A 23,651-nucleotide genomic window follows, 5' to 3' on the forward strand; every position below is an offset into this window, starting at 1 on the left:
GGAGTGGTAGTTCAGTTGGTTAGAATACCGGCCTGTCACGCCGGGGGTCGCGGGTTCGAGTCCCGTCCACTCCGCCATTTAAAACAACACTAGACATCTAGTTACAATCACATCTAAGCACAATTAAACCTAAGAACAATCCTTTCTAATATTAAATCCGTTTTAGTCTCAAATCCTTTTAGCAACAACATTACTTACCAGTCTGTTAGTTAAATTATTTGCTGCTTGATAATAACTTCTTCTTTGCTTTTAAGTATTTTGCCTTGTGTAATAGCTGTTTCAACACAAATCATGGTTTCATAGCTATCCGGCTGCATGTCTTTCATCCTTAGGCAGTTATCTTTCCAAGGGTTCCAAACTACAATACTGTCGTGTCCTGTTGAACGTACGCTGATATGATGGCCATTGTTGATTTCAACCAATACCGCTGGATGTAAATGGACACGATCGGTTTCTTCTTTTATTCGGTAGGTTTCTGGTGTTTCAAATTGTTCATAGTTTTGAGTTTTGTCTAAATAGGGACCGCTTAATCCGGCTAGCGTTACCCCATCAATATCGTTCACACTAAAATACGTATGTAGTGCACACCCAAGATGAATATCTTCAGCGTCCATGTTGCGTGTAATCAATTCTAGCACCAAGGTTTTACCCACAGTAACCTTGAGTTTTAAAGTGGTTTTAAATGCCCATCCAGGCCCTTGTGTGGATTTGGGCGTCAATACCAATTGTGTACCCTGGTCATTTTCTTCGGCTGAGTCCAAAGACCAAATTTGGTTGCGGACAAATCCATGAGCGGGCAGGTCATCTCTATTTTGTTTATGCCCATCGCCAAACCAAGGCCAGCATACTGGAATCCCACCTCGTATTGCTGTTTTGTTATCAAATATCGCAGCGTCGCTGACCCAAAGTCTGTCTATATTATCTGTTTTGGGAATGTAACTTAGAATATGCCCACCAAATAAAGAAATTGTCGCTTTCGCAAAATCATTGTTGATTTCCAATATATCGTTCTCACCTCTTTTACTGGTCGAGATACTAGATGGTGTGTTCATACTCAAATACCTATTTTAAACATTGTAATTATTAATACCCTTGGGATGGGTAATAATATGATCTATAAGAATTATTAACTAAAGTAGATTGGAATAACATAAAAAAAGCGACCATAAGGTCGCTTTATTACGTTTAAAAATTTTATTAAACTTATTTACTGATGTGAGCCACTAAATCAAGCACTTTATTGGAGTAGCCAATTTCATTGTCGTACCATGAAACGACTTTTACAAAAGTGTCGGTTAGAGCAATACCGGCTTTAGCATCAAAAATAGATGTTCTAACATCGCCAATAAAGTCTTGCGATACCACTGCATCTTCGGTGTAACCTAAAATTCCGGCTAGTTCACCTTCAGAAGCTTCTTTCATTGCGGCACAAATTTCATCGTAAGTAGCTGGCTTTTCTAAATTAACTGTCAAATCAACTACTGAAACATCAGCCACTGGTACTCTAAATGCCATTCCGGTTAATTTACCGTTCAATGCAGGAATTACTTTCCCCACTGCTTTAGCAGCACCAGTTGAAGATGGGATAATATTTTGACTTGCACCACGTCCGCCACGCCAATCTTTGTGCGATGGACCGTCTACCGTTTTTTGCGTAGCTGTTGTTGCGTGAACAGTGGTCATTAGACCGTCAACAATACCAAACTTATCATTCAGTACTTTTGCTAATGGCGCTAAACAATTGGTTGTACAAGAGGCGTTAGAAACAATGTCCTGACCTGCGTATGTCTCATGATTAACACCCATAACAAACATAGGAGTCGCATCTTTAGACGGTGCAGAAAAGACCACTTTTTTAGCGCCGGCTTGTATATGTTTACGTCCAGTTTCATCGGTAAGGAATAAACCTGTACATTCCACTACCACATCAACATCCGCTTCATTCCATTTAAGGTCAGCAGGATCACGCTCTGAAGTTACACGTACTGTATTGCCATTTACGACTAGATGACCGTCAACTACTTCAACAGTGCCATTAAATTTTCCGTGCGTAGAATCATACTGAAGCATATAAGCCATATAATCAGGATCTAGAAGATCATTTATTGCTACAACTTCAATATCAGAGCGTTCGCATGCAGCTCTAAATACAAACCGTCCAATTCGGCCAAAGCCATTAATTCCAATTTTGATTGCCATGAAGGTTCCTCAATTTCACATTTGGTTGTAAGATAATTACAAAAATTATGGATCATAATTGCCTATAAGGCAAAAAAAACCCTGAAATTTGTTGTTTTATTACGATATATTCACTGCAAACGTATTCAATAACGATTTATTAACATTATGACGGATAATGTAGACACCATCATAACAGAGTCTGTGGGGTAAAATTAGTACCTTGTTGGTCTGTTAACTTCATATAGACTTGAGAAACGAAGTTCTATTTAATAGTCTTTGAAGATCAATGAATAGGGATTTAATCAAGCATGATGGTGAGTCTTTAAATTCGCTACTTAGGTAGTAAATGAAAAAATTGACAATATATCAACGCACATTTACCACTTATTAAGTAAAATTTCAGTTTTATATGAGACGAGGCTATTCTTAAAACTCGTCAAAGTACTATATTAATAGGACACAAAGCGGCATGACTTCTCCTCTTATCGACAAGCTTGTAGATATAAAAGGTGTAGAATCGAACTACATTGATGCATGGGGCAAACCCGAAATAGTTAAACAACAAAGTAAACGCAAATTATTGAGCGCCATGGGTTACCAAGTTGATGACGAGGAATCGTTAATCGCTCAGGTAGAAACAGAGTTTCAACAAATTTGGATGTCTCCACTTAATCCAGTTCAAGTAAATCGTGATACGGATGAGTTATTTATTACGGTTAGGCTTCCAATAGAATTAGTTAATGATGACTTTGTCATCGCCATCGATTGTGAAGACAAAAGTACATTACAACAAAAGTTTGTACCTATAGATGGTGATTTAATCAACGCGACTATTATTGAAGATATAGAGTTTCAAGAATACCTAATTAAACTAAATCATTCTTTACCACTAGGTTACCATCAACTCAAACTGTTGGCGGATGACGGTGATCAGATTGCAGCAATGCGAATGATAATGGCACCTTCTTCTTGTTATCATCCTCAATCGATTCTAGATGGCCGCAAAGTCTGGGGGTTAAGCGTACAGCTTTACTGCCTTCGAAGCGAAAATAACTGGGGCGTTGGAGACTTCTCTGATTTGGCTCAATTGATTGCGTCTGCTGCTAAAAACGGTGCACAGTTTATTGGTTTGAATCCTATTCATGCACTTTATCCAGCAAATCCAGATGCGTGCAGCCCTTATGGACCTTCTTCCAGACGTTGGCTTAATTTTATATATCTAGATGTGACAGCTATTGATGGTTATAACTGTCCAGATGTACAAGAATTGGTGAATAATGCAGAATTTCAATCGCGCCTAGATCATGTGCGCAGTTTGGAATATGTGGATTACGAAGCGGTCACTCAATTAAAATTAGGTGCCCTTGAGCGTGTATTTGATAATCAAAATAGCCACTTTTTAAGTAAAAATACTAAGCAGAATAAAGCCTTTAAACAGTTTGTGAAAGAGGGGGGGGATAGTCTGCAAATGTTAGCCACATATGATGCTTTGCAAGAGCACTTGGCTAACCAAGGAAAACCCTCTTGGGGATGGCCTGTTTTTCCCAAAGAATATGCTGATTTTCAGTCGCCAGCGGTATCTAAATTTGTTAAAAAGAATGCAAAACGTGTCAAATTTTACTTGTTTTTGCAATGGCAAGCCGCGCTGCAACTAGAAGCAGCTAATCAAGTCGCAACACAAAATAACATGTCTATTGGTATTTATCGTGATTTGGCTGTTGGTGTGAGTGAAGGCAGCGCAGAGATATGGGGAAATAAAGATTTGTATTGCACAGATGCTAGCGTAGGCGCGCCGCCTGATGTGCTTGGTCCGTTAGGACAAAACTGGGGCTTGCCTCCAATGGATCCAGAGAAACTCTATCATCAGCAATATCAACCTATTATTGATTTGTTTGATTCAAATATGAGGTCTGCCGGAGCGTTAAGAATTGATCACGTGATGGCGTTACTTCGTTTGTGGTGGGTAGCAAAAGGTGACAATGCAAAAGATGGCGGCTATGTTTATTATCCTGTAGATGATTTATTAGGTATCTTAGCCCTTGAAAGCCAGCGTCATCAAAGTTTAGTCATTGGTGAGGACTTAGGAACCGTACCTGAAGAAATCCGCAGTAAATTAGCTGATAACGGTGTTTACTCTTACCGTGTGTTCTTTTTTGAACAAGCTAAAGACGGCGGTTTTTATTCTCCATCAGATTATCCGGTTCAATCTATGTCAACATTAACCACCCATGATATGCCAACGTTGTCGGGATATTGGCATTGTCACGATTTAGAACTTGGCAAAGAACTGGGGTTGTATCCTACTGAGGAAATATTGTCGGGGCTGTATACCAGTAGACACAGTAATAAGCAGCAAATCTTGAATAGTCTGCATGGACATCATGCCATTCCCGAATGGATGGATCGTCAAGTAGATCATCTTGGTATGAGCAAAGAGTTAAACTATGACATGCAGGTGCATATGGCAACTGGGTCTAGCGCATTACTCAGTTTGCAACTTGAAGACTGGTTACAAATGGATAAACCTGTCAACATACCTGGTACTTTCAAAGAATATCCAAACTGGAAGCGCAAACTAAATCAGGATTTAGAGCAAATATTCTCTGATCCCGATATTGTGCTTTTAGCGAAAAAGCTAACGAAGGCTAGAGACAACGCAAAGTAATTCTGTAATTATACTTTACTTAAACGGTTAAGGTTCTATATTTTGAACTGACGTTAACCCATAAGGCGAATCAATGTTAATAGAAGAAGAATTAAAGCAAGCTAATTGTACTGAACCATTTGAATTTTTAGGTAAAAAAACCATTGAAGAAATAACCCAATTTAATGTTTGGTTACCCGGAGCAAAAAATGTCAGTGTGTTTGACTTAGATTCTGGAAAAAACGTTGGCAAGCTAAAGCGAAAAAACAAAACAGATTTGTTTTGTGGTCAGTTTAAAAAGGTCAAAGAAGATTTGGTTTATGGTTTGAAAGTGGAAACTAAAGAAACTACCTATGACCTTATAGACCCTTATCAGTTTCAAGAACAAGCATTCCATGCGGTGCACTATGTTGATCATGCCCCTGAAAATGTGTATCAGCAATTGGGGGCACAGTTAATATCTTTAGACGTTGGACTGGATAAAAAAATAGAGGCAACTCGATTTGCGGTCTTTGCGCCTAACGCTAAGGCTGTATCTGTTATTGGTGATTTTAACTATTGGAATGGCAGTTGCCATCCGATGCAAAAAACGTCAATGGGTTATTGGGTTTTAATTATTCCAGGTTTATCTGCCGGCCAACGATATAAATATCAAATTAAAGATGCGAATGGCAATCAACTGCCTCACAAAGCTGATCCTGTGGGTTTTAGTGCTGAACAGTATCCATCTCACGCATCAATTATATTTAATCAAAATGATTATCAATGGAATGACGCTGAATGGATAGAGCAATCAAAAGCAGATAAATACTTACAGCCAATGAGTATTTATGAGGTGCATCTAGGTTCCTGGAAGCGACCAACTGATCCAGATAAAACCTATTTAAGTTACCGCGAATTGGTCGATGACCTTATCCCTTATGTGAAAGACATGGGATATACTCATCTGGAAGTATTGCCGATTTCTGAGTTTCCGTTCGATGGCTCTTGGGGATATCAACCTGTAGGCTTGTTTTCACCCACTAGTCGATTTGGCGATCCCGACGACTTTAAATTTTTCGTAGATAAATGCCATCAAAATGGTATTGGCATTATAATCGATTGGGTACCGGCGCATTTCCCCGAAGATGGTCACGGATTAGCTCGTTTCGATGGTACTCATGTTTACGAGTACGAAGATCCGCGTAAAGGCTGGCATCCAGATTGGAACTCTTGTATCTATGACTTTGGTAAAGATACTGTGCGTCAATTTTTGGTGGCCAACGCATTGTTTTGGATAGAACATTTCCACATTGATGGACTGCGTGTAGATGCTGTAGCATCTATGTTGTACTTGGATTATTCCCGTAAAGATGGTGAATGGATCCCCAATGTTGATGGCGGAAACGAAAATTACGAAGCGATCAGCTTTTTGCAATGGATGAATAAAGCCGTTTATGAGAAGTTCCCTCGGGCAATGACCATCGCCGAAGAGTCGACTTCGTTTCCTAAAGTGTCTAAACCCGTATTCGAAGGTGGTTTAGGTTTTGGATTTAAATGGAACATGGGGTGGATGCACGATTCGTTGCATTACATCAGTAAAGACCCTTCCTACCGACGTTATCATCATGGTGAAATAACCTTCAGCATGGTTTATTCCTTTAGTGAGAGCTTTGTTCTACCTATCTCCCACGATGAAGTGGTGCATGGTAAAGGGGCATTACTTAGAAAGATGCCTGGTGACGAATGGCAGCAAGCCGCCAATCTGAGATGCTATGCTGGCTTTATGTATGCACACCCAGGTAAAAAATTGAATTTTATGGGCAATGAAATTGGGCAAAGTTCTGAATGGAATCATGACGCTTCATTACAATGGGATTTGCTTAATTTTGATAAACACAAAGGCATTCAATCTTTGTATCGAGATCTAAACAACATATATCGCACTTATCCTGCGCTATATGAAAGTGATCATGATCCTGATGGGTTTGCATGGATCGATCATGGGAATGCTGAGCAATCTATGCTTTCGTTATTGAGAAAGTCTAAAAATGGACAGCAAACGGTGATTGCGGTTAGTAACTTTACGCCAGTACCAAGGGATGAATTTAGAGTAGGGGTTCCTGAAGAAGGTGAATACCATTTAATACTTAATTCTGACGACAAAAAATATTGGGGTAGTGGTTACAAGGTACTTAAAAATGTACAATCTGAAGCGGTAAAATGGAATAATCAACCTTATTCTATTTGTATTAATATGCCTCCTTTGGCTACATTGATGTTACAAATAACAGAGTGAAAATTTGGCTAATTCAAAACAACATGGTTTTTCAGTAACCGAAGGTGAATGCCTTCCTTTAGGTGCGACTTTAACAGAAACGGGCTGTAATTTTGCAGTCCACAGTCCAAATGCTCAACAAGTGTTGCTTTGTCTTTTTAAGCAAGACACTGAAGAACCAATAGAATATTTTGAATTGAAAGCAAAAACTGGTGAAGTATGGCATGGCCATATTGAAGGTGTTTCAGCCGGCCAGTTATATGGCTATCGCACCCAAGGCGAGAACAAACCCTGTAATGGTAACTGTTTCCATCCAGAAAAATTATTGATCGACCCTTACGCAAAGCAATTAAATCGCGCGCTACATTGGAACCGCAAAAAGTATGAAGGTGATAGCGCTTTAATGATGCCAAAGTGCGTGGTTGTCGCTGAAAATAATCCGCCTTTAACCGACGACCATCAAAGACCTCGCACTCCGTTAAGCGAAACTATCATATACGAAGCCCATGTTAAGGGCCTGACAAAACTCCATCCCGATGTTCCTGAAAACCTCAGAGGCACGTATCTTGGTGCTTGCCAACCAGCAATTATTCAGCATTTAAAAGAGTTGGGGGTGACGGCTGTACAATTTTTACCCGTTATGGCGTTTATGCCAGAGCCTTATATCACTGAAAAAGGACTGACAAATTATTGGGGTTACAACCCAATTAATTATTTCTGCCCTGAGATGCGCTATGCCATTGATGACCCTATTGCTGAATTCAAAACCTTAGTGGAAAAATACCATGAAGCGGGATTAGAGGTTATTTTGGACGTGGTATTTAACCACACCGCGGAAGGGGGCTTTGATGGCCAAGTATTGTCGTTTAAGGGATTTGATAATGCGTCTTTTTATCTGTTTGAGAAAGATGAACACGATCTTAGGAATTTCGAGCATTACGTCAATTATTCTGGATGCGGCAATAGTGTCAATACGGCTTCACCTTATGTCATGAAGATGGCGATGGATGCATTGCGGTATTGGGTTAGTTATATGGGCGTGGATGGCTTTAGATTTGATTTGGCCGCTGGGTTAGGGCGAGATCCTTATGAATTTTCAAGCACTTCAGGCTTTTTAACGACACTGCGTCAAGATCCTATTTTGGCTGGCGTTAAGTTGATAGCAGAACCCTGGGATATTGGCCATGGTGGCTACCGTTTGGGAGAGTTTCCTGCTAACTGGCAAGAAGTTAACGACAAGTTCAGAGATACGGTTAAAGGTTTTTGGCGTGGTGATGTCGGTTTAACCGGAGAATTTGCAACCCGCTTATTAGGATCCAGAGATATATTCCCAAAAGGTCGGCGCTCAATTCATTCGTCAGTGAATAATGTGACTTATCATGACGGATTTACGTTACATGATTTAGTTTGTTATTCGAGTCGGCATAACGAAGCCAATTTAGAAGATAACCGAGATGGTCATGGGCATAACTTGTCTGCTAATTACGGTGTTGAGGGGCCAACGAAGGACGAAAATATCAATGCATTGCGCGAAAAACAAAAGCGTAATTTATTCGCGACCTTAATACTTTCCCAAGGCATTCCCCATGTGTTAGGTGGCGATGAGCTGAGTCGAACACAACAAGGGAATAATAATGCCTACTGTCAGGATAACGAGGTAAATTGGTCACAGTGGCAATTAAACGAGTCACAACAAGACTTTTTGGCATTCTGTAAACAAGTGATTGCATTGCGAAAAAGCAGCATCATTTTAACCGACTTGTCTTTAAAGGATGACGAGTACAATCTTCATCACAACGTTGATGAAGTGAATTGGTATCGACCCGATGGTGAAAATAAATTGGATTCGGATTGGCAAGATCCCCATAAACAATCTTTTGCGGTTGAATTGAAAGGATGCCCCAAACATACAGACGAACATTTGTTATTAATTTTTAATACCTACGATCATGATGTTCGTTTTCAACTACCAAGCGGAATTTGGACGTTAGAACTTGATACACGATACAAGAAGCCGTCGTTACAACCTAAAACCAAAATATCGAATGTATTCCTGCAAGCCTATCGAAGTGTTACTGTATTTAAACGAAGCTGTAATTAATCAGTATTAAATTCTACTTTGGAGATTTCGATGAAATTAACCGATGAGCAATGGCGTGAAAAGTTAACCGAAGAAGAATATAGAGTATGCCGACAAAAAGGCACTGAAAGACCCTTTACTGGGGAATTGCTGCATAATAAAGATACTGGGGACTACACCTGTACTTGTTGTGGCAGTATTCTTTTTTCATCTGAAGATAAATTTGATTCAGGTTGTGGTTGGCCGTCTTTTTCCGCACACACTAAACATGACAATGTGGCGTTCCATGAAGACAATTCATTGGGTATGCAACGAATTGAAATAGTGTGCAAAAATTGTGAAGCTCACCTAGGACATGTTTTCCCCGATGGCCCAGCACCTACAGGCCAACGTTATTGCGTCAATTCAATTTCCGTTAAGTTTTCACCTGAAAAAGCGGAATAAATCGCAGTTTTTTAAAATAGTTAGAAATAATTTTTGTAATATTTTTACAGGAATTCCTAGCTAATTTCCTGCATAAGGCGTTGTTCTCCTTCATAACGGAAATTTATGAGGTAAAATTACATTCAATACCTGCTTTCATTACTATTTTGTCTAAAAATTGAAACTTTATACCAGTTTGGTGATATGCATAACTACCTTTAGAATACCCGCGTTTTTTGATGCTATTAACAAATTAGGGTAGTAAAGAATGAATCAGCAGTTTGAACAGGAACTCATGGGCAGTTGGCAAGAGCGTCAAGAATACGCTGAATTGATGCAGCCTGTACTTGGTAAATTATATCGTGACAGCGCTGTTGAAATCTCGATTTTTGGAAGACCTATGTTAGGTGCCAGCGCTATCGACATTATAAAATCTCACCGTAAAGTTAGACGTCATACAGGTGATAAACTTCGACTAAGAGAAAGTTGGCCAATTCTAGAAGAAATGAGCAAGCTTCAATTAGCACCTGCACACATTGATTTAGGTAAATTAGCTTACGCATATCATCACGATGATAAATTTAAAGATATGGACATCAAGTCCTACTTAGATGAACAGCTAGTTACTATTGCAGGAAAGCAAGATAATCACCCAGTTCAAGACGTGGTTTTATACGGCTTCGGTCGAATTGGAAGACTGTTGGCTCGATTGCTTATTGAGCGTCAAGGTAAAAACAATAAGTTACGCCTAAAAGCCATTGTCGTTCGTGGCGGAAAAGACGGTGATTTAGAAAAGCGTGCCAGCTTACTACGCAGAGATTCTGTTCATGGTCCATTTAGTGGCAGCATAACAGTTGACCACGAACGCAATGCTATAAAGGCGAATGGTTCATTTATTCAAGTTATTTACGCAGACTCCCCAGACAGTGTTGATTACACTCAATTTGGTATAAAAGATGCCATTGTCATTGATAATACGGGTATTTGGCGTGACCGCGACGGTTTAGGTCTACACCTAAAAGCGAAAGGCACTAAAAAGGCTATTTTGACCGCACCAGGAAAAGGCGACGTTAAAAATATTGTTTACGGTGTAAACCATAGTGATATTACCAGCGACGATACTATTCTGTCGGCCGCTAGTTGTACAACTAACGCTATTACACCAGTATTAAAAGCCTTAGATGAGCAGTTTGGTATTGAAAACGGTCATGTTGAAACGGTTCACTCATTTACCAATGACCAAAACCTAATCGATAATTTCCACAAAGCAGAGCGACGTGGTCGCAGTGCCGCATTAAATATGGTTATTACGGAAACAGGCGCAGCAAAAGCCGTATCCAAAGCCTATCCGAAGTTAGAAGGTAAATTAACCGGCAACGCGATACGTGTACCAACGCCAAATGTATCTCTAGCTATTTTGAATTTAAATTTGAATAAGTCGACAGATAAAGAGGAAATGAATAATTTCTTGCGCGACCTTTCATTGTTTTCTTCATTGCAACACCAGGTAGATTTTACTTCATCTATTGAAATTGTATCTACTGACTTAGTTGGTTCACGAGCAGCATCAGTGGTTGATTCGCAAGCCACTATCGTTGCAGGTAATCGTGCTACCTTATATGTTTGGTATGATAATGAGTTTGGATATAGTTGTCAGGTTATGCGCGTAGTGCAAGCTATGGCAGGTTTAACTTACCCAACAATTCCAGCTTAAAAAATTAAATACACAGATTTGCCGTTTTGGTCAGAAAGTCCATTTGATTAGGGCGGCAAGCTGTTTTACTCGATATCCCCGCGCGAAATACTTCTCTTTTAGTTATTTATATTTATGAGCCAATTTGATTTTTTTATCTAAATTAGTGGTTCAGCCTAACCCATTTTTTATCAGATTATGATAGATTGATGTCGGTTAAAATATCAGTGAGTCTGAATGTGAATATAAGCAGCAATTTTGATTCTGGCAATATCGTCGTAATCAACGGAGAAAATCCAAAACAAATCGAATTACAAATAAGAAATGACAACCAGTCTGAATTTTATCAATGGTTTCATTTTAAATTAGATTCCACTCCCTTTTTAGAGCATAAGATTAAAATTAGTGACTTGGCTAAATCTGCCTATCCTGAAGGGTGGGAAGGTTATCAAGCTGTAGCGTCTTACGACCGACAGGAATGGTTTAGAGTCGACAGTGTCTTTGATGGTGACAATCTAACTATTTCCTTCACCCCAGAGCATAAACACACTTACTTTGCTTACTTTGCACCCTACAGTTACGAACGACATTTAGATTTATTAGCTAACGCCCAAGTGAATGACGATTGTCAATTGCACCATTTAGGTGAAACATTGGATGGTCGCGACATGTCAGTGTTAGAAATAGGGCAAGCCGAAGAAGAAAAACCCGTAGTTTGGATAACAGCAAGACAACATCCCGGCGAAACCATGGCTGAATGGTTAATTGAAGGGCTATTAACGCGTCTTTTCGATCCTGATGACGGAGTGGCCAGAAGATTGCTAGACAAAGCAATATTTTACGTTGTGCCTAACATGAACCCAGACGGTTCCGTTCGTGGTCATTTGCGCACTAATGCAGTTGGCACAAACCTGAATAGAGAATGGCAATCTCCTAGTTTAGAAAAAAGCCCTGAAGTCTTTTTGGTTATGCAGAAAATGCGTGAGACAGGGGTAGATCTGTTTTTAGATATTCATGGAGACGAATCGTTACCTTATAATTTTGTCGCCGGTGCTGAAGGAAATCCCGGCTACAGTAAAAGAATCGAAAAGTTAGAAAATGCGTTTAAGTCAGCTTTTTTAACGGTCACACCGGAATTCCAAGATGAGTTTGGTTACGACAAAGATGCACCTGGTGAAGGTAATATGACAGTGGCGACTAATGCGGTTGGACAATTATATGATTGTTTAGCTTATACCTTGGAAATGCCATTTAAAGATAATGCGCTTTTGCCAGATGCGGCTTATGGCTGGTCTCCAGAAAGATGCAAACAGTTAGGTGAAGATTTACTCGTAGTCGTGAATGCTGTGATTGATGATTTACGTTAGTGAAATAAAACACAATTAGAAACTTGTATTAAACACGATATAACAATAAAAAAAGGGGAGTCGTTTGGAAGTTTTTCATGATTTTTTAAAGCTATTAGATAGTTTTTTAGGGGGCAATGCTCTGTTTCCATTTATCTTGTTGGGAACAGGTCTGTTTTTTACAATTTTTCTAGGTTTTCCGCAAATACGTTATTTTAAGCATGCGTGGAAAGTGGTTACCGGTAAGTTTGATAGTGATGATTCTCCCGGTGATACCAGTCATTTTAGAGCCTTAACTACAGCTTTATCCGGTACTGTCGGTACCGGAAATATTAGTGGTGTAGCATTTGCTATTTTCCTCGGTGGACCAGCAGCATTGTTTTGGATGTGGGCGACTGCATTTTTTGGTATGACTACCAAATTTGTTGAAGTGACCCTTTCTCATAAATATCGCGAAAAAACCGAAGATGGCACTATGGCTGGAGGCCCCATGTATTACATGGATAAACGTCTCAATATGAAGTGGTTAGCGGTGGCATTTGCGATTGCAACGGTAATCAGTTCTTTCGGTACAGGTAATTTACCGCAAAGTAATGGTATTGCCACTAGTATTGAAGAGACCTTCGGCTTTGAACCTTGGATTGTTGGTAGTGTACTAGGGATTCTACTTGCGTTAGTCATCTTAGGTGGAATTCAACGTATAGCAGCGGTTACATCTAAAATTGTGCCTTTTATGGCGCTGATTTATTTAATCGGAGCTTTAGCCGTAATCTTCGCCAATTTAGAAAATATCGGACCTTCATTTACGTCAATATTCTCAGATTTGTTTACCGGTTCAGCAGCAACGGGAGGCTTCTTAGGCGCTTCTATTGCGTATGCATTTAACCGAGGTGTGAATCGTGGTTTATTCTCCAATGAAGCGGGTCAAGGTTCAGCTCCCATCGCTCACGCGGCAGCAAAAACCAAAGAGCCTGTGTCTGAAGGTATGGTTTCAATATTAGAGCCGTTTATCGATACTATCGTTATTTGTACTTTGACCGGTCTCGTTATTTTATCTTCTGGTGTTTGGAAAGATAAACATATCAACCAATTCGAACGCTCCAGTTTAGAAATAGTCGCAGGTAGTTACTCTGAGGAAGATCCACAAGACAGAGAAAACTTGTACCACTATTTAAATAATATCGGTAGTTCAAGCGTTGAAAAATACAATGGTGATATTCAAGTTGTATCTGGCAAAGCGGTGAGTAGTGGTTTTACGATTATTCATGCTCGTTCTTTGGCTGAAGATGTGATGTTTACCGTGGGTGGAAACGAAGATTTATTCACCGGCTCAGTCAAAATAGTGGATGGCAGCATTGTAAAAGAAAACTTGATTTTAACCGGGAAATCTTTGGTACACTCGGCGCGTTTAACCACTATTGCATTTACTAAAGGCTTTTTCGGTGATTTTGGCCAATACATAGTTTCTGTTGGACTATTGTTGTTTGCCTTTTCGACTGCCATCGCGTGGTCTTATTATGGTGATAGGGCAATGACTTATTTACTCGGGCCGCGCTCAGTAATGCCATACCGAGTGGTTTATGTTGCCGGTTTTGTTTGGGCTTCATTTTCAGACACTGAGTTAGTTTGGACATTGGCAAGTGTCGCTATCGTTGTCATGACTTTACCGAACTTGTTTGGTATTTTAATGCTCAGTAAAGAGATGAAAAGTTCGGTTAAGGATTATTGGGAAAGATTTAATAAAGAAAATAAATCCTGATTTAGTAAAATATAAGCAATAATCGATTTGTGTAGCGTTGACGGAGGTAAAACTACCGTCAACGTTTTGTATTTGGAGTATAAATATGGCACTGATAGACTGCCCTTCGTGCAATAAGAAAATTTCCGATAAAGCGGATACTTGTTCCCATTGTGATTTTCCGGTGGGCGATGCATCTGCTGAAGATCTGTTACGAAAAAAGAATTTAAACAAATTTAAGAAACAACACAGTATTCAAAATCAGTCTTTGCTGGCGATGTTGATGTTTGTGGCTGGCTTTGGTTTTATGTATTGGGGTGGGGCGCAACCCGGTGACCTGCAACATACTATGGCGATTGCCGTTTCCGTTACTGGTTTTGTTTGGTACGTGGTCAATCGAATTCGATTAATTTTTATAAAGCGAGCTAATTAGTGAGTATAGATGCGTTAGTGTCGTCAATGACAAAAGATACCTATGAAAAGCTGCTACAAGCAGTGGAAACGGGAAAATGGCTTGATGGTTTGCCCTTGACAGAAAGCCAACGAGAGAGCAGCATGCAAGCGGTTATGATGTATCAGGTTAAAGTTTTAAAACTTGATCAACATATGACGTTAAATGCTGATGGCCAAATTAATCATAAAAGCCGTCAACAACTTAAAGAGCAGTTTGCTCCACAAAGCAGCATAGCACGGTTCAAGCAGGATGATTTTTAAACACTTTTTTCGACCCAAATATCAGGATCCTAATCCGCAAGTTAGAATCCAAGCAATTGCAAACTTAATCCCAGAAGAATCTCAACATAAGACTCAATTACACGAGCTCGCCTTTAATGACGAAGATCCAAATGTAAGTTTGGCTGCTTTAACGCGACTAAATAGTTTCGCGCTGTGGTGTAAAATGGCTGAAACAGCCAAGTCTGAACGGGTTAAGAAACGGGCACAGATCACAGTGGAAAATGCTTTGTTTGAACAAGGTGATTTGTTGATCACCGATCAGGAAAGACAAAGATTTATTGCTGAATGCAAAAGTAATTCATTGTTGGAAAAGCTGCTGCAATTACCATCGGTTAAAAATGATGAGTCTGGTTTATTGCTCAAGGTATTAAACAAGCTAAATAAGCCCCATGTCACCAAACAACAATTTATCAATAGCAATAATGAAAAGGTACAACTGAGTTTATTGGCATTGATAGATGATGAGGCTACTCTAAATAAAGCGTTAAAAAGAACGGCTTTTAGTGGAGTAAAAGACGCGATTACCAGTAAGCTTCAAAAAATCGAAGAAGCAAAACTCAAGCCCTTAGAAATTGAGAAAGACGCAAAATTAGTACTGTCTCGTTTATTGGCGTTAAAAGATAAATCTGACTATGCATTAATCAAACAACAAAACCGAGAACTGACGGATTCATTTACTGCTCTGCAACAAGATTTTGCTTGTTTAAAAGACGAAACAAAAGAGCAATTAAATACGCGCTTCGACGAAATTAGCCACAAAATCACCGGCTTAATTCAACAATTAGCACCCAAGTTCGAAGCAGCAGAGCAATTTAAAGCGCTTAATGCACAGCTAGAAAAAATTGCACAAAAAGTGGATTTAATTTTAGCTGAAGCGAATAAAGAGTTGTCACAAGATGTGGAAAAGGTAACTCTTGGGGCTGTGGAAGCTTATGAACATGCGTTGCAAGATTGTCAGCAACAATTAACTATAATATTTCCTGAACTATCTCACGATATTGCACTAAAACGAATTTGGGAATCTATTTCTTCACAAATTATTCAATGCCGTTCAACCTTAGAACGTTTGCCTGAATTTAAAAAAGCGGTGACTCTTGGTAAAGAGTTTATTGAGCAATTTAAACGTCTCAAGCCGCCTACAGATATAAGCCAGATTAGTGCCTCTAAAGAGTATTTAACTGAGCAAACATCATATTGGAAAGCGTTGTCTGCGCCTTACGGTTCAGGTTGGCCTAAGGAACTTGAAGTTGAGTGGCAGGATTGCCGTAAAGCGTTTAACGCGGGATTAAAAAAGCTTTTAGATGATGTTAAACAGAACGAAAATCGCTGTAAAGCCAAGTTAAGAGCCATCGACGGACTGATTTCCCAAGGTAAATATAATGCTGCAATGGGCTTGTATGAAAAAGTCACAAGTTGGTATGAGCAACTTCCTGAACGCAATCAACATTTTGTTAGCCGTCAACTCCAAGCAATTAAAGAACAAGTTGAAAATCTAAAAGATTGGCAGCAGTACATTGCTCAACCTCGTAAACCTGCAGTGCTCAAAGAAGCCGAAACTATTGCTTTGCATCCATTGCCTGTTGAACAACAAGTCGCGGAGGTTAAACGCCTAAGAAGTGCTTGGAATAGTCTCGGCAATACAGACTCAGAGGCGGACACTATTCTTAACAAAGCCTTTGATATGGCGATTGAAAAAGCATTTGAACCTTGCCGCATACATTTCGCTGAGATGGAGTCTCAACGCAAAGACAATGAACTGCAAAAGTTAGCATTAATCGAGCGCTGCAAATTATTGCAAACTGAAGAGAAATCAGTCAGTGCAATAGCGGAAGAAGTCAGTCAAATTCAACAGCAGTGGAAGTGTATTGGTAAAGTGGATTATAAGATTTTAGATACAATCAATGAGGCATATTCAAATGCACTCAAACCACTAAAAACGCAAATTCAGCAATTCCACCATGACAACGCAGAATCTAAGCAAATGCTAATTAGCAAAGCGCAGGTGTTGCTTACCCATGAAGATATTAATGAAGCAATTGAGCAAGCCAAAAAGCTGCAACATCAGTGGAAAGAAATCGGTAATGCTGGTCGCAAACAAGACGCTTTATTATGGAAACAATTTAGACATGTTAATGACCAGTTATTTGCAAAACGCAATGACATTCAAAACAACAATAAACAAGCATTGCAAAAAGGCATTGAAGAAGCTGAAGTTGCTTTGCAGGTGATTCAACAAGGAGCAGATGGTGCCGACAGTTTATCTGCTATTGAGAAAGTAATTGAACAATTGCAGCAATTTAAAGCCAGTCTTGATGATAATGAACAGGTCTTAAAGTCGCTTAGCAGTAAATTAATCAAAATTGAGAAACAACTCGCCAGCAAAAAACGATCGGTGACTAGTGATAAGCAGCGCCGAATGTTAGATACCGTATTCGAATTGTTAGGCGGCTCAATCAGTGAGCAAGAAACTAAAGACTTAGTAGAGCAGTTACCCCAAGCATGGAGACAAGCTTACCTTAGTGATAAAGTGACTGATTTTAACCGTAACCAAATTGCAGTTTTGTTGGAGATTCTTGGATCTGAAGAAAGTCCAAAAGAGGATTATCAATTGCGTAAAAATCTGCAGTTACAAATGATGACCGATAAGTTACAACACGGTGAACAGCTAGATAAAGACACATTACTATTACAGTTTATTCAACAAGGGAAATTAGCTGCAGAGGCGAGTGATAAAGATCGGCAGTTACTCGAACGGGTAAAATCTCACTTTATCAATTAATTAAATGCAAAAATTGGCCGGTGAATTAACTTAATTCACCGCGCAAATTTGTTATTAATTGACGTTTTATTTCTTCCACTGGAAGCTCTTTACTGAGCAGATAATGTAGTTTCGCTAATGCTGCTTCTGGTGTCATATCATGTCCAGACACCACTCCAACTTCACGCAATACATGACCGTTTGCATAGCCACTCATGTTCACTTTACCACTAAAACATTGTGTGCAATTTAGTACAATAATATTGTTCTGCTGGGCTTCTTTGAGTTGTGCTAACAACGCCGGGTTTTGCGGTGCATTACCGACACCATAACTCAATAAAATTAACGCTTTGACTGGTTGCTGTAAGGTGTTTCTAATGACTTCTGCACTGATCCCCGGATACAAGGTTACTACACCTATGGGTTGTGCATTTACAGGGCTGACCTTCATTACTTTTTGGCTGTCTTGGCTGATTTTCCCAGCAATAAGTTCGATATCGATTCCCGCTCTAAGTAGTTCTGGATAATTTGGTGAGCCAAAAGCGTCAAAACCATCAGCGTCAACTTTGCGACTACGATTTCCACGAAACAGACGGTTATTGAAATATAATGATACTTCGGAAATAGGGTAGTTAGCCGCGATGTAAAGGGCATTTAACAGGTTTACTTGACCGTCTGAACGCAATTCAGCAAGGGGAATTTGCGAGCCTGTCACAATCACTGGTTTACCTAAGTCTTCTAACATGAAGGATAGCGCTGAAGCCGTATATGCCATCGTATCAGTACCATGCAAGATAATAAAACCATCATAGTCGGCATAGTTAGCACTGATATCATCGGCGATGTTTTGCCAATCATGGGGGCTCATGTCTGAAGAATCGATTAGACTTTGATACTCCTGAATCGTAAATTCGGGCATCTCAGGGCGATGAAATTCAGGCATATTATTAAGGGTCTCGGTCAAAAAACCAGAGACTGGAACATAACCATGGGATGAAGGGCGCATACCAATTGTGCCGCCAGTATAGGCCACGTAAATTCGTTTTTTAGTGTGAGTCATTATTTTTTATGTCTATTAATGCAATGCCGACATTCTAACCTGAAATATTCTCTTATTGACGATATATTGTTGTAATTTCACTGAGTATTTACAAAAATGATGATAACGAGTTAACTATCTAAAGAGGGTAGTTTTTCAAAAGCAAAGGACAAATTTTGATTAATATAAAGACAGTTACTTTATTAACGATAATTCTAGTAAGCACTTTGTTTGCAGCGACTTCCCACTCAGAAGAAGTGTTGAGTATGCGCGAACGTGCGGCATTAATAGATGACATACTCAAAGATCGTCTTGAGCGAACGCTTCCCAAGTTGATGGAGCGGGAAGGGATCGACATGTGGATTTTGATATCTAGGGAGTATAACGAAGATCCAGTGTTAAAAACCATGTTACCAGCAACCTGGCTATCGGCTAGACGCAGAACTATTTTGGTGCTGTTTAATCCCGGAAATGGACAAGCTGTAGAGCGTCTTGCAGTAAGTCGATACGACGTCGATAGCATGTTTAGAAAAGGATGGGATAAAGAAAAACAACCCAACCAATGGCAACGCCTTGTGGAATTAATAAAACAAAAAAATCCACAAAAAATAGCCCTCAATAAATCTGCTCATTTTGCTTTAGCTGATGGTCTGAGTGCAACAGAATACCAAGAGTTAATGGACGCTTTACCTTCCGAGCTATCCAACAAAGTGGTTTCATCACAAAATTTAGCCATCGCGTGGTTAGAAACCCGTAGCGGCAAAGAAATGGAATTGTATCCAAGCTTAATTAAAATCGGTCATCGCTTAATTGCTGAGGCTTTTTCCAATCAGGTTATTACTCCCGGAGAAACAACTACGGAAGATGTGGTTTGGTGGTTAAGGGAAAAAAGCAGAGAACTAAAATTAACCAATTGGTTTCATCCATCCGTTTCAATTCAACGCTCAAGTACAGTGAAGTTTGACCATTTAAAAGCCTTTACAGCTAGCAATGCGGAACAGGTTATTCAAGCGGGTGACCTTTTGCACGTGGACTTCGGATTGGTTTATTTGCGTTTACATTCTGATCAACAACAGCATGCTTATGTGTTAAAACCAGGTGAGACGGATGCACCTGACTATCTGCAAAAGGCATTTACAAAAGCTAATCGATTACAAGATATTTTTACCAATAACTTCAAACCAGGACGAACGGGAAATGAAGTACTAAAGATGTCTAGAGAGCAAGCTATTGCTGAGGGTATTAAACCCTCAATTTATACTCACCCAATTGGTTATCATGGTCATGCAGCTGGAACCACTCTTGGGATGTGGGATTCTCAAGGTGGTGTACCGGTCACAGGTGATTATCCCTTGCACCTCAACACCGCTTACTCCATCGAATTGAATGCCGCTTCTTTTATTCCAGAATGGAAAAAGGAAATTCGGATTATGTTAGAGGAAAATGCATTTTTTGATAGTAGCGGAGTGCATTACCTAGATGGCCGGCAAACAAAACTCCACCTAATTCAGCCTAAATAGAGCATGATTTATTACACTTTCTAGAAATAAAAAGTGTTACAGGATTTATATTATCAAGCTAGTCTCGAAGTGCTTTGTTATGCTTGACATCTAACAATAAAAACACGCACTAACACAGGAAAAAAATATGAAAATTAGAATTAAGCCGATGGCGATAAAACAAGCACTGATCGCTATGTCTATATCAATTGCTTTAGCGGGTTGTGCAGGTAACAGCACGGACAACTCAACGGGTAATCAGGTGGCGGCTGAAAAAATGACTCAATTAGCTGAGTCGAAAAAAATCCAAGAATTAACTGAAAATTACTTTAATGAAAGTATGGCGTTTAATCCGATTTATTCTACTTTTGTTGGCGAAACTAAATATAACGATCAATTTGATGAACCGCTAACGGAAGCTGTTTTCGCTAAACGTTTAGCCTTTGAGAAGAAATATTTAGCGGCTGTTAATACTATCGATTCAAGTAAATTGAGTGGTCAGGATTTATTGAGCTATGAAGTATTTAAACGGGATCTTGAAGTAGGTATCAGAGAGTTTGAATTGCCTGAACACTTGATGCCAATAAGTCAGTTCGGTGGCGTACATAGTTATTTTGCAATGTTAGGCTCAGGCAGTAGTGCACAGCCTTTTAATACCGCGCAAGATTATCGTAACTTTATGAAGCGCTCGGTTGGCTTTTCTGCTTACATGGACAGCGTAATTACGACTATGCAAGAAGGCATTAAAAAAGGTGTAGTCCATCCCAAGCCAATTATTGAAAAGCTGATACCGCAATTAAGTGCTCATGTTGTAGATGATGTTAGCAAAAGCGTTTTTTACGGCCCAGTAGCCGCGTTAGAGGATAATGAAAATATATCCGAAGATGAAAAAGCTAAATTAAAAAGTGAATATATTGCCGTTATTAAGCAAGTCATTATTCCTGCATATGCCAAGGTGGCAAAATTTGTAGCAGGCGAATATCTGCAAAATGGCCGTGATACTGTTGGCTTATCGGCACTTCCTAACGGTAAAAAATGGTATGAATACCGAATCGAAACGAATACCACATTACCTTTAACCGCTGAAGAAATACATGAATTTGGCAAGCAAGAAGTGGCTCGCATTTTATCAGAAATGATTAAAGTAAAAGAAACTGTCGGCTTTGAAGGGGATTTACCTGCATTTTTCGAGTTTTTGCGTACAGATGACCAATTTTACTTCGATTCTAAGCAAGGGATCATTGATGGTTATACAGAAGTAAAAGAAAAGATTAATGAAAGACTACCATTACTGTTTGAAGTATTTCCTAAAGCGGATTACGTGGTGAAACCGGTTGAGGCATACAGGGAAGCTTCTGAAGCAGGAGCCAGTTATATGCCTCCGGCACCGGATGGCTCGAGACCGGGGATTTTTTATATTAATACCCGTGATCTAAAAGGCCAACCAAAGTTTTCACTAGAAACCTTAAGTATTCATGAAGCGGCACCCGGGCACCATTTCCAAATCGCGATTCAGCAAGAAGTAGAATCCCTTCCAAAATTCCGTAAATTTGGTGGTTACACTGTGTTTGCTGAAGGTTGGGCGTTATACGCAGAAAGCTTAGGTAAAGAGTTAGGGCTCTTCACTGACCCTTATATGTGGTACGGGCGACTAAGCGACGAACAATTGCGTGCTATGCGTTTAGTGGTCGACACTGGATTACATGCATTCGGCTGGACTAGAGAGGAGGCCATCGCCTACATGTTAGCCAATTCATCTATGGCCAAAAGCGATGTTGTTGCAGAAGTTGAACGTTATATTTCAATCGGCGGCCAAGCGCTCGCTTACAAAATAGGTCAACGACATATCCGGATGTTACGCAATAAAGCCTCAGCAGCACTGGGTGATAAGTTCGACGTGCGTAAGTTCCATACCCAAGTGCTAATAGATGGCGCATTACCTATGCCAATTCTTGAAGCAAAAATTGATCGTTGGATCGAGAGTCAAAAAAGTTAATCACATAAGGGTTGCTAGCTTTACAGCGTTTTCAGCGCTCTTTCGATGAGTTAGTATGATAGGCGAGGCTTAGGTCTCGCCTTTTTATTTCCCTTAATAATTTCCAATATCGTAATTTTAAAGGACTTTTGTGAAGTTTTTACATACCTCAGACTGGCATATTGGCCGTCAATTCCACAACGTTTCTCTACTTGAAGATCAACAATATGTGCTTAATCAGTTGATCGAGTACATTAAACAACAAGAAGTTGATGCGCTAATTATAGCTGGGGATATATATGATCGTGCATTACCGCCAGCTAACGCAGTAGAGTTGCTTGATCAAGTCCTTACAACTATCTGTATAGATTTAAAAATTCCAACTATTTTGATTCCAGGAAATCATGATAGTGCTGAAAGAGTCAGGTTTGGCGCAAAACACATGAAACAATCTGGCCTGCATATTATCGGTGATTTACAGCAGATTACACAGCCAACTATCATTGATATAAAAGGGGTTGAAGTTGCTTTTTACGGTATTCCATATTGTGAGCCAGCAATGGTTAGAAATACCTTTGATGTGGAGGTTAGCAGTTATGATGAGGCTCACAGTTACTTGGTCGAAGAAATTAAAAAAGTGATGTCAGACAAACAAAAAAATGTGTTGATCAGCCATTGTTTTATTGATGGTGCCAGCGAATCTGACTCTGAACGACCATTACAAATAGGCGGTGCAGACCGAGTGAGTTATCAACCTTGTATCGACTTTGATTACGTGGCCTTAGGGCACCTGTATAGTCCGCAGTTTAAAGGAAAAGAACATATCCGTTACTCTGGTTCGATCATGAAATATAGTTTTTCAGAGCAGCACCAGAAAAAAGGTGTAACCCTTGTTGAATTCGACTCTGAAATGCCAGTATCAATGACACACCTAGCGCTTAAGCCACTCAGAGACATGCGTATTATTGAAGATGAATTAAGCACTATTTTAGGACAAGGTAAAGTCGACCCCAACAATGACGATTATCTTTTAGTTAGGCTAACAGATAAGCACGCAATCTTAGATCCCATGGGTAAGTTAAGAGAGGTGTACCCCAATGTGTTGCACCTTGAAAAACCTGGCATGCTAGAAACCAACTCAACACAATTAAATCAAGAGTCGTTAAAGCAAGGGGAGCTGGATATGTTTCGAGATTTCTATTTGCAAATTGCCGGCCAAGCCATGTCAGAGGATCAAGATAAATTGGTCTCCGAACTAATTAATCGATTAACCAAATAGGGAC

The 23,651-nt window shown here is 39.7% G+C and carries 16 protein-coding genes and 1 tRNA gene; 14 read left to right on the forward strand and 3 right to left on the reverse strand.

Annotated elements, in window-relative coordinates:
• Positions 1 to 77, forward strand: a tRNA-Asp gene (locus Q4567_RS06580).
• Between the two features lie 132 nt (positions 78 to 209).
• On the opposite strand, the gene Q4567_RS06585 is transcribed toward Q4567_RS06580, so the two are convergent.
• Together Q4567_RS06585 and gap are read right to left on the reverse strand one after the other, a co-directional pair.
• Positions 210 to 1,052, reverse strand: coding sequence for a D-hexose-6-phosphate mutarotase (locus tag Q4567_RS06585; protein ID WP_303499823.1), 843 nt, complete (start codon positions 1,050 to 1,052; stop codon positions 210 to 212).
• A 151-nt stretch (positions 1,053 to 1,203) separates the two neighbouring features.
• A complete protein-coding gene (gap, locus tag Q4567_RS06590) occupies positions 1,204 to 2,199 on the reverse strand; it encodes a type I glyceraldehyde-3-phosphate dehydrogenase (protein WP_216046457.1) in 996 nt (331 codons plus the stop codon).
• Between the two features lie 451 nt (positions 2,200 to 2,650).
• On the opposite strand from gap, the gene malQ reads away from it, so the two are divergent.
• The 10 genes from malQ to Q4567_RS06640 all read left to right on the forward strand — a co-directional run bounded on the left by malQ (position 2,651) and on the right by Q4567_RS06640 (position 17,876).
• Positions 2,651 to 4,846 carry a 4-alpha-glucanotransferase gene (gene malQ / locus Q4567_RS06595; protein ID WP_303499824.1) on the forward strand — a complete coding sequence of 732 codons (2,196 nt, stop codon included), beginning with the start codon at positions 2,651 to 2,653 and terminating at the stop codon, positions 4,844 to 4,846.
• 73 nt (positions 4,847 to 4,919) lie between these two features.
• Complete coding sequence (gene glgB / locus Q4567_RS06600) at positions 4,920 to 7,103, forward strand: 1,4-alpha-glucan branching protein GlgB (RefSeq protein WP_303499826.1); 2,184 nt, start codon at positions 4,920 to 4,922, stop codon at positions 7,101 to 7,103.
• A 4-nt stretch (positions 7,104 to 7,107) separates the two neighbouring features.
• The gene (gene glgX / locus Q4567_RS06605; RefSeq protein WP_216046460.1) at positions 7,108 to 9,183 is read left to right on the forward strand and encodes a glycogen debranching protein GlgX; all 2,076 of its coding nucleotides are present in this window, start codon (positions 7,108 to 7,110) and stop codon (positions 9,181 to 9,183) included.
• Between the two features lie 30 nt (positions 9,184 to 9,213).
• Positions 9,214 to 9,606 carry a peptide-methionine (R)-S-oxide reductase MsrB gene (msrB, locus tag Q4567_RS06610; protein WP_216046461.1) on the forward strand — a complete coding sequence of 131 codons (393 nt, stop codon included), beginning with the start codon at positions 9,214 to 9,216 and terminating at the stop codon, positions 9,604 to 9,606.
• Between the two features lie 247 nt (positions 9,607 to 9,853).
• On the forward strand, positions 9,854 to 11,299 hold the full coding sequence (locus Q4567_RS06615) for a glyceraldehyde-3-phosphate dehydrogenase (protein ID WP_303499829.1): 1,446 nt from the start codon (positions 9,854 to 9,856) through the stop codon (positions 11,297 to 11,299).
• A gap of 218 nt (positions 11,300 to 11,517) precedes the next feature.
• Positions 11,518 to 12,645, forward strand: a complete 1,128-nt coding sequence (locus tag Q4567_RS06620) for a M14-type cytosolic carboxypeptidase (protein ID WP_303499993.1) — start codon at positions 11,518 to 11,520, stop codon at positions 12,643 to 12,645.
• A 64-nt stretch (positions 12,646 to 12,709) separates the two neighbouring features.
• Positions 12,710 to 14,383: a sodium:alanine symporter family protein gene (locus tag Q4567_RS06625; RefSeq protein ID WP_216046463.1), complete on the forward strand. Its 1,674-nt coding sequence runs from the start codon at positions 12,710 to 12,712 to the stop codon at positions 14,381 to 14,383.
• A gap of 85 nt (positions 14,384 to 14,468) precedes the next feature.
• Entirely contained in the window at positions 14,469 to 14,795 is a 327-nt protein-coding gene (locus Q4567_RS06630; protein WP_216046464.1) for a hypothetical protein, read from the forward strand.
• On the forward strand, positions 14,795 to 15,076 hold the full coding sequence (locus Q4567_RS06635) for a YeaC family protein (protein WP_216046465.1): 282 nt from the start codon (positions 14,795 to 14,797) through the stop codon (positions 15,074 to 15,076). The genes Q4567_RS06630 and Q4567_RS06635 overlap by 1 nt, the downstream gene beginning before the upstream one ends.
• The gene (locus Q4567_RS06640) at positions 15,066 to 17,876 is read left to right on the forward strand and encodes a DUF349 domain-containing protein (protein ID WP_303499830.1); all 2,811 of its coding nucleotides are present in this window, start codon (positions 15,066 to 15,068) and stop codon (positions 17,874 to 17,876) included. Before Q4567_RS06635 ends, Q4567_RS06640 begins: the two co-directional genes overlap by 11 nt.
• 25 nt (positions 17,877 to 17,901) lie before the next feature.
• Here the strand turns inward: Q4567_RS06640 and ansA are convergent, their stop codons facing one another.
• On the reverse strand, positions 17,902 to 18,915 hold the full coding sequence (ansA, locus tag Q4567_RS06645) for an asparaginase (RefSeq protein WP_303499832.1): 1,014 nt from the start codon (positions 18,913 to 18,915) through the stop codon (positions 17,902 to 17,904).
• A gap of 164 nt (positions 18,916 to 19,079) precedes the next feature.
• On the opposite strand from ansA, the gene Q4567_RS06650 reads away from it, so the two are divergent.
• The 3 genes from Q4567_RS06650 to Q4567_RS06660 all read left to right on the forward strand — a co-directional run bounded on the left by Q4567_RS06650 (position 19,080) and on the right by Q4567_RS06660 (position 23,647).
• On the forward strand, positions 19,080 to 20,414 hold the full coding sequence (locus Q4567_RS06650) for a M24 family metallopeptidase (protein ID WP_303499994.1): 1,335 nt from the start codon (positions 19,080 to 19,082) through the stop codon (positions 20,412 to 20,414).
• Positions 20,415 to 20,541: 127 nt separating this feature from the next.
• Entirely contained in the window at positions 20,542 to 22,389 is a 1,848-nt protein-coding gene (locus tag Q4567_RS06655; protein ID WP_303499833.1) for a DUF885 family protein, read from the forward strand.
• A 130-nt stretch (positions 22,390 to 22,519) separates the two neighbouring features.
• Positions 22,520 to 23,647, forward strand: coding sequence for an exonuclease SbcCD subunit D (locus tag Q4567_RS06660; RefSeq protein ID WP_303499834.1), 1,128 nt, complete (start codon positions 22,520 to 22,522; stop codon positions 23,645 to 23,647).
• Positions 23,648 to 23,651: the final 4 nt, after the last annotated feature.

The sequence above is a fragment of the Aliiglaciecola sp. 2_MG-2023 genome (genome assembly GCF_030548145.1).
Lineage (GTDB): Bacteria > Pseudomonadota > Gammaproteobacteria > Enterobacterales > Alteromonadaceae > Aliiglaciecola > Aliiglaciecola lipolytica_A.

Coding starts and splice junctions, on each gene's coding strand:
- Q4567_RS06585 (WP_303499823.1), bottom strand. CDS start 1,052: ATGAACACACCATCTAGTATCTCGACCAGTAAAAGAGGTGAGAACGAT.
- gap (WP_216046457.1), bottom strand. CDS start 2,199: ATGGCAATCAAAATTGGAATTAATGGCTTTGGCCGAATTGGACGGTTT.
- malQ (WP_303499824.1), top strand. CDS start 2,651: ATGACTTCTCCTCTTATCGACAAGCTTGTAGATATAAAAGGTGTAGAA.
- glgB (WP_303499826.1), top strand. CDS start 4,920: ATGTTAATAGAAGAAGAATTAAAGCAAGCTAATTGTACTGAACCATTT.
- msrB (WP_216046461.1), top strand. CDS start 9,214: ATGAAATTAACCGATGAGCAATGGCGTGAAAAGTTAACCGAAGAAGAA.
- Q4567_RS06615 (WP_303499829.1), top strand. CDS start 9,854: ATGAATCAGCAGTTTGAACAGGAACTCATGGGCAGTTGGCAAGAGCGT.
- Q4567_RS06630 (WP_216046464.1), top strand. CDS start 14,469: ATGGCACTGATAGACTGCCCTTCGTGCAATAAGAAAATTTCCGATAAA.
- Q4567_RS06640 (WP_303499830.1), top strand. CDS start 15,066: ATGATTTTTAAACACTTTTTTCGACCCAAATATCAGGATCCTAATCCG.
- ansA (WP_303499832.1), bottom strand. CDS start 18,915: ATGACTCACACTAAAAAACGAATTTACGTGGCCTATACTGGCGGCACA.
- Q4567_RS06655 (WP_303499833.1), top strand. CDS start 20,542: ATGAAAATTAGAATTAAGCCGATGGCGATAAAACAAGCACTGATCGCT.